The organism is Xylophilus sp., from assembly GCA_009914555.1.
Classification (GTDB): Bacteria; Pseudomonadota; Gammaproteobacteria; order Burkholderiales; family Burkholderiaceae_C; genus WNDY01.
In genome coordinates, this window is sequence record WNDY01000014.1 from 1 (window position 1) to 13,658 (window position 13,658).

At 69.1% G+C, this 13,658-nt stretch carries 11 protein-coding genes and 1 pseudogene; 4 read left to right on the top strand and 8 right to left on the bottom strand.

Annotation, left to right across the window (positions count from 1 at the left end):
• Positions 1-262, top strand: a 262-nt coding sequence (locus GAK38_RS08930) for an IS3 family transposase (protein WP_291774508.1), incomplete at its 5' end; no start/stop codon positions are given.
• Positions 263-291: 29 nt separating this feature from the next.
• Here GAK38_RS08930 and flhF read toward each other — a convergent pair.
• The 8 genes and pseudogenes from flhF to GAK38_RS08970 all read right to left on the bottom strand — a co-directional run.
• Positions 292-1,374: pseudogene (gene flhF, locus GAK38_RS08935) on the bottom strand (flagellar biosynthesis protein FlhF); the annotation flags it as partial.
• Positions 1,371-3,461: a flagellar biosynthesis protein FlhA gene (gene flhA, locus GAK38_RS08940; protein WP_325343358.1), complete on the bottom strand. Its 2,091-nt coding sequence runs from the start codon at positions 3,459-3,461 to the stop codon at positions 1,371-1,373. The gene flhA and the pseudogene flhF, both read right to left, overlap by 4 nt.
• Positions 3,458-4,639 carry an EscU/YscU/HrcU family type III secretion system export apparatus switch protein gene (locus GAK38_RS08945; protein WP_325343360.1) on the bottom strand — a complete coding sequence of 394 codons (1,182 nt, stop codon included), beginning with the start codon at positions 4,637-4,639 and terminating at the stop codon, positions 3,458-3,460. The genes flhA and GAK38_RS08945 overlap by 4 nt, the downstream gene beginning before the upstream one ends.
• Before the next feature lie 189 nt (positions 4,640-4,828).
• Positions 4,829-5,485 (bottom strand): protein phosphatase CheZ, encoded by a 657-nt coding sequence (locus GAK38_RS08950; protein WP_325343362.1) that lies wholly within the window; start codon positions 5,483-5,485, stop codon positions 4,829-4,831.
• A gap of 10 nt (positions 5,486-5,495) precedes the next feature.
• Complete coding sequence (gene cheY, locus GAK38_RS08955; protein WP_325343364.1) at positions 5,496-5,888, bottom strand: chemotaxis response regulator CheY; 393 nt, start codon at positions 5,886-5,888, stop codon at positions 5,496-5,498.
• A gap of 76 nt (positions 5,889-5,964) precedes the next feature.
• Positions 5,965-6,948 (bottom strand): flagellar motor protein MotB, encoded by a 984-nt coding sequence (gene motB, locus GAK38_RS08960; RefSeq protein ID WP_325343366.1) that lies wholly within the window; start codon positions 6,946-6,948, stop codon positions 5,965-5,967.
• Between the two features lie 48 nt (positions 6,949-6,996).
• On the bottom strand, positions 6,997-7,857 hold the full coding sequence (gene motA, locus GAK38_RS08965) for a flagellar motor stator protein MotA (protein ID WP_325343367.1): 861 nt from the start codon (positions 7,855-7,857) through the stop codon (positions 6,997-6,999).
• 183 nt (positions 7,858-8,040) lie between these two features.
• Complete coding sequence (locus tag GAK38_RS08970; protein WP_325343369.1) at positions 8,041-9,600, bottom strand: flagellin N-terminal helical domain-containing protein; 1,560 nt, start codon at positions 9,598-9,600, stop codon at positions 8,041-8,043.
• A 372-nt stretch (positions 9,601-9,972) separates the two neighbouring features.
• Between GAK38_RS08970 and GAK38_RS08975 the strand changes: the two genes are divergently transcribed.
• From GAK38_RS08975 to fliS, 3 genes are all read left to right on the top strand, one after another.
• Positions 9,973-11,541, top strand: coding sequence for a flagellin N-terminal helical domain-containing protein (locus tag GAK38_RS08975; RefSeq protein ID WP_325343371.1), 1,569 nt, complete (start codon positions 9,973-9,975; stop codon positions 11,539-11,541).
• A gap of 198 nt (positions 11,542-11,739) precedes the next feature.
• Entirely contained in the window at positions 11,740-13,152 is a 1,413-nt protein-coding gene (gene fliD / locus GAK38_RS08980; RefSeq protein ID WP_325343372.1) for a flagellar filament capping protein FliD, read from the top strand.
• Positions 13,153-13,246: 94 nt separating this feature from the next.
• Entirely contained in the window at positions 13,247-13,657 is a 411-nt protein-coding gene (fliS, locus tag GAK38_RS08985; RefSeq protein WP_325343374.1) for a flagellar export chaperone FliS, read from the top strand.
• Position 13,658 lies beyond the last annotated feature (1 nt).

The following is a 13,658-nucleotide window of genomic DNA, read 5'->3' on the forward strand; positions in this document are numbered from 1 at the left end:
GCGCGAGCACCGCGCCCTGTTGGAGCAATACGCTTTGATCGCCAGCATGAGTGCCAGAGGCAACTGCTACGACAACGCAGCAATGGAGAGTTGGAACCACAGTCTGAAGGTCGAGGCCATCCATGGTGAACACCTCGCCACACGGGAGCAGGCCAAGGCTCATGTGTTTGACTACATTGAGGTTGACTACAATCGGATCCGGCTGCACTCGACCCTGGGCTACCTCAGCCCAGAGCAGTACGAGCTGGCCAATGTCGCTTAGATAGGTGTCCGTAAATCAGGGGCAAGATCAGTGCGCAGCTGCTCGTGGGCGGCGACACGGTAGGTGTCGAGCGTGATCAGGCCGACCGAGGCCGGGCCGTGCACGCGGGCGCACAGGGCGGCCAGCTTGGCGGCCGTGGTGGTCTTGCCGACGCCGGTGGCGCCGACCAGCGCGAAGATGCCGCCCTGCTCCCAGAGCGGGCGCTCAGGCGCGTCGGTGCGCAGGTTGCGCTCCAGCACTTCCATGAGCCAGCGCACCGCGTCGGCTGCCGACAGGTCCTCGGGCAGGCGTTCGAGCACGGCGCGGGCCAGGGCGGGCGAGTAGCCGGCGCGGATCAGCTTGAGCATGAGGTTGGACTGGATCGGGTCCTGGCGCGCCTGGCCGAGCCAGGTCAGCGTGCTGAAACGGTCCTCGATCAGGTCGCGCATCGATTGCAGCTCGCCCAGCAGGGCCTGCTCGCTGATGGCCGGGGCCGCGGCGACCGGCGCGGCAGCCGCGCGGCGGCGCGGCGGCGCGGGCTCGCCGATGAATTCGGCCGGCAGCGCATGGCGCATCGGCGCCGGCGCGGGGGCCGTGGTGGCGAAGGCGAGCGGCGACGGCTGCACCGGCGCCGGCCGGGCGGCGGGCAGGGGCTGCGGCGGGGCCTGCAGCAGCGGGTTGTGGCGCGGCGGCGCGGCCGCCGGGGCGCGGTCCTGGTGGGCCACGCGCTCGCTGAAGCTGGCCGAGCGCGGCGGCTGCCGGGCCGGCGGCGGCGCTTCGGCCCTGCCGCCGTGCATGGCCTCGTGGCGGCGGCGCAGCATGCGCTCGCGCACGTAGTCCTGGAACGAGAGCGTGCTCATCGCGAGCTGCTCGGTGTCTTCCTGCACCGGGCTGGCCGGCGCGCGCGGCGCGGCGGCGGCCTGGCGCTCCGGCGTCTGCTGCTGCTCCTGCTCCGGCGCGGCCTGGGCGCTGCCATGCTCCAGTGCGCCGAGCGCATCCTCGGCCGTGGCCACCACCTCGACGCCGCCGGCGATCGGCCGGTTCGACAGGATCAGGGTGCCTTCTCCGAAGGCCATGCGGGCCTTGGCCAGGGCTTCGCGGGACGTGGGGGCGTGGAAGCGCTTGATGTTCATGCTGCTGCACCTCGGAGGATCGGGCCGATGCGGATCGTGTGGGTTTCAGGGATCTCGCTGTGGGCGAGCACCTGGAGCCGGGGGGCGACGCGCCGCACCAGGCGGGCGATGGCGCCGCGGATGGCGTCGGGCACCAGCAGGCAGGCCGGCAGGCCCTGCTCTTCCTGCTGCAGGGCCACTTCGGCGGCGGTGCGCGAGAGGATGTCGGCCACGCCCGGGTCGAGCGCGGCGCCGTTGGGGTTGCCCAGGGCCTGCACCAGCAGGCGCTCCAGGCCGGGCTCGATGGCGATCACGCTCAGTTCGCGCACGGGGCCGTAGATCTGCTGCACGATGGCGGGCGACAGCGCCACGCGCACGCGGCGGGCCAGCTCGGCCGGGTCGGTCGTGGCGGCGGCATGCTCTGCCAGCGTCTCGACGATGGTGCGAATGTCGCGGATGTGCACCGACTCCTCCAGCAGCAGCTGCAGCACCTTCTGGAACGTCGCGATCGGCACCATCTTCGGGACCACTTCCTCGATCAGCTTGGGGGCCAGCCTGGTGATGTGTTCCACCAGCTGCTGGGTCTCGGTGCGGGAGAGCAGCCGCGCCGCCTGCACCTGCATCAAGTGTGAGAGATGGGTGGCCAGCACGGTTTCCGAATCAACGACGGTAAAGCCGGCCATTTGCGCCGCTTCCTTCTGCCGCGCGTCGATCCAGTGGGCCGGCAGGCCGAAGGCCGGATCGGTCGTGGCGGTGCCGATCAGCGGCGTGGTGATGCCGCCCGGGTTGATGGCGAGGAACTGGCCCGGGAACGCCTCGCCCTCGCCCACGACCACGCCGCGCAGCGTGATGCGGTAGCCGCTGGGCTTCAGTTCGAGGTTGTCGCGCACGTGCACCGCCGGCGGCAGGAAGCCCACTTCCTGCGCGAACTTGCGGCGCACGCCCTTGATGCGGGTGAGCAGGTCGCCCTGGCGGTGCTTGTCCACCAGCGTGATGAGGCGGTAGCCCAGCTCCAGGCCCAGCAGGTCGACCGGCTGCAGGTCGTCCCAGCTGGCCTCGCCGTCGCCGGCCGGCGCGGGCGGCGGCGCGGCGGCGGCGGCCTTCGCGGCGGCGGCGTTGCGCCGCGCCAGCACCCAGGCGGCGTAGCCGACCAGCGCGCCGATCAGCAGGAACACCGCGTGCGGCATCCCCGGGATCAGGCCCAGCAGGACCAGGATGCCGGCCGTGACGCCCAGCACCCTGGGCGAGGTGAACAGCTGGCCCACGATCTGGCCGCCCATGTCGGTGTCCTTGCCCACGCGCGAGACCACCATGGCCGCGGCCACCGAGATCAGCAGGCCCGGGATCTGCGCGACCAGCGCGTCGCCCACGGCCAGCAGGATGTAGCTGTCGGCCGCCTGGCCGGCCGAGAGGCCGTGCTGCAGCATGCCGATGACGAAGCCGCCGACGATGTTGATCAGCAGGATCAGGATGCCCGCGATCGCGTCGCCGCGCACGAACTTGCTCGCGCCGTCCATCGAGCCGAAGAAGTTGGCTTCCTCCTGCACCTCGGCGCGGCGGCGCTTGGCCTCCTTCTCGTCGATCAGGCCGGCGTTGAGGTCGGCGTCCACCGCCATCTGCTTGCCGGGCATGGCGTCGAGCGTGAAGCGCGCGCCCACCTCGGCGATGCGCTCGGCGCCCTTGGTCACCACCACGAAGTTGATCACCACGAGGATCGCGAACACGATCAGGCCGACGGCGAAGTTGCCGCCGATCAGGAAGTGGCCGAAGGCCTCGATCACCGCGCCGGCCGCGCTTGGGCCGGTGTGGCCTTCGAGCAGCACAACGCGGGTCGATGCCACGTTGAGCGACAGGCGCATCAGCGTGGTCAGCAGCAGCACCGCCGGGAAGGCCGCGAAGTCCAGCGGCTTGAGCATGTAGGCCGCCACCATCATCACCATCAGCGCCACGGCGATGTTGAGGGTGAAGAAGGTGTCCAGCATCCACGACGGCATCGGCAGCACCATCAGCGCGAGGATGGCGACCACCAGGATCGGCGCGGCGATGCCCTGGAGCTGGGCGGTGTTGGCGCCCAGCCAGCTGCGGGCGGAGGCGATGCGGGCGTTCATTCGGCTTCAGCGCCTTTGCTCTTCAGCTTGTTGCGGGCCACGCTCGGCAGCGTGATGTGCGGATCGAGTTCGGGCGGCACGGCCGGCTGCGGCTGCTCGCCCGGCATCGGGCCCTCGCCGCGCATCGCGGCCTTCAGGCGGTAGACGTAGGCCAGCACCTGCGCGACGGCGGTGTAGAGCGTCTTGGGAATCGGCTGGTCCAGCTCGGCATGGGTATAGAGCGCCCGCGCCAGCGGCGGCGATTCGAGCACCGGCACCTTGTGGCGGCCCGCGATCTCGCGGATCTTCAAGGCCAGCATGTCGGCGCCCTTGGAAATCACCTGCGGCGCGCCCATGGTCGTCTCGTCGTACTTGAGCGCGACCGCATAGTGGGTCGGGTTGACCACCACGAAGTCGGCCCTGGGCACGTTGGCCACGCTGGCGCGGTTGGCGATCTCGCGGGCGCGCTGGCGCTGGCGGCTCCTGATCTCGGGGCTGCCCTCGGATTCCTTGTGCTCCTGCTTGACCTCCCGGTGCGACATCTTCAGGCGCGACTTGAAGAAGAAGGCCTGGATCGGCACGTCCACCACGGCGGCCAGGAAGACCACGAGCAGCATCAGCCCCAGCCCCGACACCAGCCAGTCGGCCACCGCCTGGAGCGCCACCGACGAAGGCTGCAGCACCAGCATGGCCACGCGCTGGATGCTGCGGTCGACGAACAGCCAGGCCACGACCGAGAGCACGACCGTCATCAGCACCAGCTTGGCGATGTTGGCCAGCTGCTGCTTGGAGAACAGGTTGGCGATGCCCGCGAGCGGGTTGAGCTTGGAGAAGTCCGGCGTGACCGGCTTGAAACTCCAGATCCAGCCGCCCGAGAAGACCGCGGCAGCCACCGCCACGGCGCTGACCAGCAGCGCGAACAGGCCGCAGACCGCGAGGCCGGTGAAGGCCATGGCCTGCATGCGCTCCAGCATCGTGCCGGTCGCATGCACCGTCGCCGCGTCGAACGACAGCTGCCGCACCAGCGCGCGCTGCAGCGTGTCGATGCCGGTGGGCGCCAGCGCCAGCAGGGCGCAGGCCCCGGCGCCGAGCACCGCCAGGTGCGACAGGTCCTTGGAGCGCGCGCCCTGGCCGTCCTGGCGGGCCTTCTGGAGCTTGCGCGCGGTGGCCGGTAGGTTGCGGTCTTGGCTGGAATCCATGGGCGAAGCGGCGGCGGAGAATCGTGTGCGGCGATTGTCCGAAGCGCTCCGCTTTCCTAAAGCCCGATAAGCGCCGCCCGCCGGGCGCTTATCGCCGGCCTGCAGCGGCCGGCCTTTTGCATACCCTGTGGAGAATAGGGCTGGAGCGGGCGCCAGCCGGGCGCTGTCAGCCTATACTCCCGGTGTGCCTCAGAAGCCGAGGCTTGCGAGCAGGTCGTCGACCTGCGACTGGCTGGTCACCACGTCGGCCGTGTTCTCCGGATCGACCACCGGGCCGGCCAGCGCCGGCTGCTGCTGCTCCACCACCTGCTGCACGGCCGGCTGCGCGTGCGGCGGCGCGGTCTGGATCAGCAGCTGCACCAGCTGCTCCTCGATGGTGGCGGCCAGGTTCACCACCCGCGCGATCACCTGGCCGGTCAGGTCGTGGAAGTCCTGCGCCATCATGATCTCGGTGAGATGGGTGTCGGCCTCCTTGCTGACGCGCTCCACGTCGACGAGGAAGTTCAGGATCTCGCCGCGCGCCACCGCGGCCACCGGATCCTTGATGAGGGAGGCGAGCACCCGGCGCGACTCGGTGGCGATGTAGTCCTGCTGGGCCTTGGCCTGCTCGACGCGGCCGAGCACCTTCTCGGCGGCCTCGCCGGTCAGGCGGGCGATGTACGACAGGCGGCTCTTGGCATCGGGCAGCTCGCCCACCGTGCCGCGCAGCTTGTCGGCGTAGCCGAGTTCGTTGAGCGCGTCGTGCAGCTGGCGGGTGAGCGTGCCGATCTTGACGTGGACGGCCTCGGTCTCGGCGGGGGCCGGTGCGGCGGCGTCCGCGGGGGTCACGGTCGGGCTGGCGGTCATGGTGCTTCGGCTACGGCTGCAGCCCGAGCTTCTTGATGATGTTGGCGACCTTTTCTTCCAGCGTGGCCTTGGTGAACGGCTGGACGATGTAGCCCGCGGCGCCGCCCTGGGCCGCGGCCACGATGTCTTCCTTGCGGGCCTCGGCCGTCACCATCAGCACCGGCAGGTGCTTGAGCTTCTCGTCGCCCTTGACCTCGGCGAGCAGCTGGAAGCCGTTCATGTTGGGCATGTTGATGTCGGTCACCACGAAGTCGAAGCGGCCGTTGCGCAGCTTGTGCAGCGCGGCCACGCCGTCCTCGGCCTCGTCGGCGTCGGCGTAGCCGCTTTCCTTGAGCAGGTTGCGCACGATGCGGCGCATGGTCGAAAAGTCGTCGACGATCAGGAAGCGCAGGGCGGTCGTCACAAGTCACCCTTTCGTTGAGAGATGGCGGAAATGGTTGTCATGGTCGTCGTCGAGGAGTCGGTGCGGGCGCGGCCGGTCACTGCCGGGCGCCGGAAGCGCGATTGTCCCGTTTTTCGGGCGCGGCGGGTTCGGGGGACGCCCCGGCGGGCGCTTCGGCTGCCGGGGCAGCGGGCGCGGCGGGCGCCGGCTTGCCCGTGCGCAGCAGGCGCTCCTCGGCCTCGCGGGTCATCACGGTGATGGTGATGCGGCGGTTGACCGGCGCGCGCGGGTCCGACGGCTCCAGCGGGTCGCTGGCGGCCAGGCCCACCACCCGGGCCAGCTTGCTGTCGGGCATGCCGGCGGCCACCAGCTCGCGGCGCGAGGCGTTGGCCCGGTCGGCTGACAGCTCCCAGTTGCTGTAGCCGCGGTCGCCGTTGCCGTAGGGCGCGGCGTCGGTATGGCCCGCGAGGCTGATGCGGTTCTCGACCCCGCCGAGCGTGGAGCCGATCTCGCGCAGGATGTCGCGCATGTAGGGCTTCACCAGGGCGCTTCCGGTGTCGAACATCGGCCGGTTCTGGTCGTCCACGATCTGGATCTGCAGGCCGTCGGGCGTCACGTCGAGGCGGATCTGCGAGCGGTACTCGCGCATCTTGGGACTGTCGGTGATCAGCGCGTCGATCCTGGCCTGCAGCTGCCGGATGCGTGCCGCGTCCTGGCGCGCGGCCTCGGCGCGCGCCTGTTCGGGCGTGATGCGGCGGAAGTTGCTCTCCTCCGCGTCGGCGCGGCGCACCTGGCCGTGGACCTTCGAGAGGTCGTTGCCGCCGCCCGGGATGATGCTGGAGCTGTTGCCCGCGCCGCTGCCGCCGGACATCGCCACCTTCAGCGGCGAGAAGAAATATGCGGCGATGCCCTGCAGCTCGCCCTTGGCCGTGGAGCCGAGCAGCCACATGAGCAGGAAGAAGGCCATCATCGCCGTCACGAAGTCGGCATAGGCGATCTTCCAGGCGCCGCCATGCGCCGTGTGCTGCGCGCGGCGCACGCGCTTGACGATGATCGGCTGCAGCTTCTTGGAATCGGCCATGGCGGTGCTGTTGCTGTCGTGCGGCGCGCGCTTCTTCTGATTTGCCTGCTACTTCTTGCCGCGCACGTAGGCTTCGAGCTCCGTGAAGCTCGGTCGGTCGGTGGAGAACAGCACCTTGCGGCCGAACTCGATCGCGGTCGACGGGTTGTAGCCCTGCATGCTGGCCAGCAGCGTGGTCTTGATGCACAGCAGCTCCTTGGCCGCGTCTTCCGTTTTCTGCTCCACCAGGCCGCCGATCGGCTCGACCACGCCGTAGGCCAGCAGGATGCCCAGGAACGTGCCCACGAGCGCGGAGCCGATCATGCCGCCCAGCACCGCCGGCGGCTGGCCGACCGAGCCCATGGTGTTGACCACGCCGAGCACGGCGGCCACGATGCCGAAGGCCGGCAGCGCGCCGGCCAGGCGGGCCAGCGCCGCCACGGGGGCGTGGGCCTCCTGGTGGTGGGTCTCGATCTCGTTGTCCATCAGCGCCTCGATCTCGTGGGCGTTGAGGTTGCCCGAGACCATCATGCGCAGGTAGTCGGTGGTGAACTCCACCACGTGGTGGTCGTTGCCGACCAGCGGGTGGGCGGTGAAGATGGGCGATTCCTGCGGCGACTCCACGTCCTTCTCGATGGCCATCAGGCCCTCCTTGCGGGCCTTTTGCAGGATGTCGTAGAGCATGGCCAGCAGTTCGAGGTAGCGCGCCTTGGTGTACTTGTTGCCCTTGAGCGCGGCCGGCAGCGCCTTGGCGGTCGCCTTGAGCACCTTGGGCTGGTTGTTGACGACGAAGGCGCCGATGGCCGCGCCCAGGATGGTGGTCAGCTCGAACGGCAGCGCATGCAGCACCACGCTGATGTTGCCGCCGTGCGCGATGAAGACGCCGAAGATGCAGCCCAGCGTGAGGAGGTAGCCGACGATGACGAACATGCTGTGGCGGAGGGGATCGGGGGCGGCCGATGGGGGCGGTGGGTGGAACGGCGGGGCCGGCTGGCGGAGGTTGTTATCAATGGTATCGGATCGGAACGGCAGTTCTTGAGCCCGGCGCCCATGGAAAACGCCCTGCGGCCTGTGGGCCGGCAGGGCGCTGCCTTCGGGGGCGGGGCCGGAGGCCTACGACTTGAGCAGTGCGAGCACGCCCTGCGGAATCTGGTTGGCCTGGGCCACCATCGCCGTGCCGGCCTGCTGCAGGATCTGCGCGCGCGACAGGTTGGCCGTTTCCGAGGCGAAGTCGGCGTCCTGGATGCGCGAGCGGGCCGACGAGCTGTTCTCCGAGGTGATCTGCAGGTTCGACACCGTGGTCTCGAAGCGCGACTGCAGGGCGCCGTAGGCGGCGCGCTGGCTGTTGATGGCCGACAGGGCCGAGTCGACGGTGGCCAGGGTGCGGTTGGCCGCGTCCACCGTGCTCACGTCGAGGTTCTGCACCGTCTGCAGCTGGCTGGCCGAGGAGGTGGACTGGTTCAGGAAGCCGCCGGACGCACCGCCCGCGCTGTCGGTGGCGCTGAAGGACTTGGCGGAGTCGAGCGTGAGCTGGCCGGTGACGACCACCGCATCGGCCGCGACCGTGCCGGTGCCATTGGTCGCCGTGAGCGCGCTGGTGCCGGCGATGGCGGTGCCCGCGGCGTCGGTGAGGCTCAGGTCGTTGCCCGTGGCCGACTTGTTCAGCAGGTGGATGTCGTTGCCGGCGGCGTTGGTCAGGACGATCGCGTCGCCGGCGTCGTTGACGCGGGCGGTGACGCCCGTCTTCGCCGATACGTCGTTGAACGCCTTGACGGCTTCGCTGAGGCCGTCGCTGTTGACCTGGCTGCCGACGGTGAAGGACAGCGTCACCGGCTGGCCGGTGCCGTTGTCGGACGCCAGGTCCAGCTGGTAGGTCGTGCCGGCCTGCAGGCCGGCCAGGTCGACCTCGGTGTGGGCCGTCGCCGTCACGCCGGTCTTCTCGGTCGCCGCGTTGACGGAGGCGGCCACTTCCTTGGCCGAGGACCCGGCCGCATAGGCCACGTCGGCCGTGCCGTAGGCACCGTTGATCGTGAGGGTGCCGCCGGTGATGGCCGAGGTGCCGGCTGAGCCTCCCTGGGCCGTGATGGCGTTGGCCGTGCTGCCCAGCGTCAGGTCGCCCGCGCCGCCGACGGTCGTGGCCGCCGCGCCGCCGATGCGGTAGTTGCCGTAGGCGCTGGCGCTGAAGTTCGACGAGGTAGCCGTGATCGTCTGGTTGGCATTGGCGCCGACCTGGAAGGTGGCGCTCGTGAACGAGCCGTCGAGCAGCTTGCGGCCGTTGAACTCGGTGCTCTTGGCGATGCGGTCGAGTTCGGAGGTCAGCTGGTTGACTTCGGCGTTCAGCGCCTGGCGGTCGCTGGCCGAGTTGGTGGCGTTGGCGGTCTGCACGCCCAGTTCGCGGATGCGCTGGAGAATGTCGCCCGCGCTCTTGAGCGCGCCTTCGGCCACCTGGGCCAGCGAGATGCCGTCGTTGGCATTGCGGGCGGCTTGGTTCAGGCCGCGGAGCTGGGTGGTGAAGCGCTCGGAGATGGCCAGGCCGGCAGCGTCGTCCTTGGCGCTGTTGATGCGCAGGCCGGACGAGAGGCGCTGCATGGACGTGTTCAGCGAAGCCTGGCTCGTGGCGAGGTTGCGCTGGGCGGTCAACGAGCTGATGTTCGTATTGATGGTTGATGCCATGACGAAACTCCTGGATGCCCGGGCGGGGAACGAAGTGACAACTGCGGACTGCACAGCCGCTGGCCAGGATTCCCGGTGGAGCGCCAGGAACTTGGGACGATGGGCCGGATTCTGGAGACCGGCCGTCCATCCGAAGCGCCGATAAGCGGGGGCAATCCGGCGCAGCTTCGGTTTTCCGGAGGGCGCGGGCCCTCTGGACAACCGGAAACAAAGCCTAAAGTTTCCAGGCCCCCTCCCGAAAACCTCCTCAACGGGCTTTTCCCAGGCTCGCCGGCAGGGTCCGAAAGACCCGGCCATGTCGGCCAGGCGCGTTCTGGCATTCGGCCCGGCAGCACGCCGGATTTGGTCAGCCACATTGGAGAGTTTTCGAAGATGGCCTCTATCATCAACACCAACATCAGCTCGTTGACCGCCCAGCGCAACCTGAGCACGAGCCAAGCCTCCCTGAACACCTCGCTGCAGCGCCTGTCCTCGGGTCTGCGCATCAACAGCGCCAAGGACGACGCCGCGGGCCTGGCCATCTCCGAGCGCTTCACCTCGCAGATCCGCGGCCTCGACCAGGCCGCCCGCAATGCCAACGACGGCATCTCGCTGGCCCAGGTGGCCGAAGGCGCGCTCAAGAGTTCGGGCGATATCCTCCAGCGCATCCGCGAACTCGCCGTGCAGTCGTCCAACGCCACCAACTCGGCCAGCGACCGCCAGGCGCTGAACGCCGAAGTCAACCAGCTGACCTCCGAACTCGACCGCATCGCCAAGAGCACCGAGTTCAACGGCCGCAAGCTGCTCGACGGCTCGTTCACGAGCGCCACCTTCCAGGTCGGCGCCAATGCCAACCAGACGATCACGGCCACCTCGTCGAACTTCAGCACCAACTCCTACGGCAACTACCGCATCGGCGGCGCGGCGGCCACGACCGTCGGCGGCGCGGGCGACCTGACGCTGGGCAGCACGGCCAACGCCATCACGGCCCAAGGTGCGATCGGTGCATCCGCCATCGCCGCGGCCGGCACGCTGACGATCAACGGCGCCTATGGTTCCGAGGCCGTGGCCTACGCCGCCGGCGCCTCCGCCAAGGATGTCGCGGCCTCGGTGAACGCGGCAACCGAGAAGACCGGCGTGACGGCGACGGCGCGCACCGAAGTCGGCCTGTCGGGTCTGGAGGCCGGCAAGTCCTACACCCTGAAGCTGGCATCGGACAACGCCACCAGCCAGGCCGTGACCCTGTCCTTTACGGTCGGCAGCACGCTGAACTCCGACGGCCTGAGCGATGCGGTCAAGGCGTTCAACGACGTGTCGTCCAAGACCGGCGTGACGGCCCGCGTCAACGACGCCGGCGACGGCCTGGTCCTGACGAACGCCGCCGGCAACGACATCTCGGTCGTCAACGACTCGGCTGCTGCCAACACCATCAACATCACCGACGCGGCCGGCGGCGCGCTGGTAGGCGGTGCCGGTGCCGGCATCGCTGGCAAGGACGGCGCGGGTGCCTTCGGTACCGATGACCTGGTCATCACCGGCCAACTGACGCTGGACTCCTCCAAGTCCTTCAGCGTGGTCGACAGCGCCGGCGCGGCTGCCGGCGGCGGCTTCCTGAACCAGTCCACCTCCTCGGCCAGCCAGCTGCAGACGGTGCAGAACCTCGACGTGAGCACGGTGGACGCGGCCAACCGCACCCTGGCCACCGTCGACTCGGCCCTGTCGGCCATCAACAGCCAGCGCGCCAGCTACGGCGCCCTGCAGTCGCGCTTCGAGACCACGGTGTCGAACCTGCAGGTCACCTCGGAGAACAGCTCGTCGGCCCGCTCGCGCATCCAGGACGCCGACTTCGCCTCGGAAACGGCCAACCTGTCGCGTGCGCAGATCCTGCAGCAGGCCGGCACGGCGATGGTGGCCCAGGCCAACCAGCTGCCCCAGGGCGTACTGGCGCTGCTGCGCGGCTGATGCGCATGGCCGAAGGCGGCGGACCCGGTCCGCCGCCTTCGGCGCTGGTTTCGGGCGGCAGTTTCTGCCGCCTTTTTGCCTTTTTGCATGGCGGAGCGGGGTTCGGGGTAGTAACGGCCCGGAAATGCCCGCCTGTTGCGGGGATCGCGGTTCGGACCGGGCTTCGATAATCCAGGCCGGCACAAGAAGGAGCATCGCATGGCAGGCATGTCATCGGTCGGCATCGGCAGCGGACTGGACGTCCAGAGCATCGTCTCGCAGCTGGTGGCGCTGGAAAAGAAGCCGTTGGACACCCTGAAGCTCCAGGCCACCGCGACGCAGGCCAAGATCTCCGCCTTCGGCCAGCTGAAGTCGCTGACCTCGACGCTGCAGGATGCCGCGTCCAAGCTGGCCAGCCTGACGGGATGGAACGGCGTCAAGACCTCCTCGTCCGATGCCTCGATCACGGTGTCGGCCATCGGCGGCACCAAGCCGAACTCTCTGAGCGTCCAGATCCAGCAGCTGGCCAAGGCGCAGTCCCAGTCGTCGGGGCTCATCCCGTCCGATACGGCCGTGGGTGCGGGCACGCTCACCCTTCAGCTCGGCACCTGGAGCAGCGACCACGCCACCTTCACCGCCGGCACCACCGCCGCGGTGAGCATCTCCGTGAGCGCCAGCGACACGGTGGCCGACATCGCGAGCAAGATCAACGGCTCCGCCACCGCCGGCGTCACGGCCACGGTGCTCAGCGATGCATCGGGGCAGCGGCTGCTGCTGCGCTCCAAGGCGACCGGCGAGGCCGCGGGCTTCCAGCTGTCGGTCGCCGACAGCGACGGCGACTCGACCGATGCCAGCGGGCTGTCCCGCCTGGTGGCGGGCAGCGGCGCCGGGATCACCGAATATGGCCAGAATGCCAAGGCGACGGTCAACGGCGCCTCGGTCAGTTCGGCCTCCAACACCTTCGCCAATACGGTGTCCGGCGTGACCTTCACGGCCACGGCGGTGACCACGACCGCCGCGCAGATCGAGATCACGGCCGACACCGACGCGATGCAGGCCAACGTCGAAGCGTTCGTCAAGGCCTACAACGACGTCAACCAGCTGATCAACAGCAACACCAGCTACGACGCCGCGGCCAAGCTCGGCGGCTTGCTGCAGGGCGACTCGGCAGCCATCACGCTGCAAAACACCTTGCGCAGCGCATTGCAGGCGGTGACGGCCAACAGCAGCACGTTCTCGCGCCTCTCCGACATCGGCGTGTCGGTATTGCAGGGCGGCGACCTGGAACTCGATTCGTCCAAGCTGGCCAAGGCATTGGAAAACCCCGATGCCGCCTCGCAGCTGTTCCGCGGATCGGACACGGACCTGACCGACGGTTTCGCCGAGAAGTTCAAGGCGATGACGCAGAAACTGCTGGCGACCGATGGCTTCTTCTCGACCAAGGACGCGTCGCTGCAAAAAGCGGTCAAGAGCAACTCCGACGAGCAGGACAAGGTCAACGAGAAGGCCACCAACCTCGAAACCCGCCTCAATGCGCGCTATGCGGCGCTGGACTCGCAGATGGCCAGCCTGAACGCGCTCAACGCCTACGTCACCCAGCAGGTCACGACCTGGAACAAGTCGACCGGCTGACCCGACCCCTGCGGCCCTTCAGATCGGCAGCCCGATGCCGATAGACAGAACAGACACAAAACAGATTGCTTCGACGACGCCAAGGACCGCTGCCATGTACCGCCCGCCCAGTTCCCGCTCTGCCAACGCATACCAGCGCATCAACGTCGAGACCAGCATGCACACGATCGACCAGCACCGTCTGGTCGGTCTGCTGTTCGAGGGCGTGCTCGGCGCCATCGCAACGGCGCGCGGCGCGCTGGCCCGCGGGGACGTGCTGACCAAGTGCAATGCCGTCAACCGCGCCGTGCGCATTCTGGAAGAGGGCCTGGCCACCGGCCTCGACACCGTCGACGGCGGCGAACTGGCATCGAATCTGGAGGCGCTCTACGATTACTGCACGCGCCAGCTGATCCTGGCCAACGCACGCAACGACGACGTGGTGCTTCAGCAGGTGGCGCGCCTCGTCGAGACGGTCGCCCAGGGCTGGAGCCAGATCCGCACCGGCGAGGCGGTGGAGGCATGAC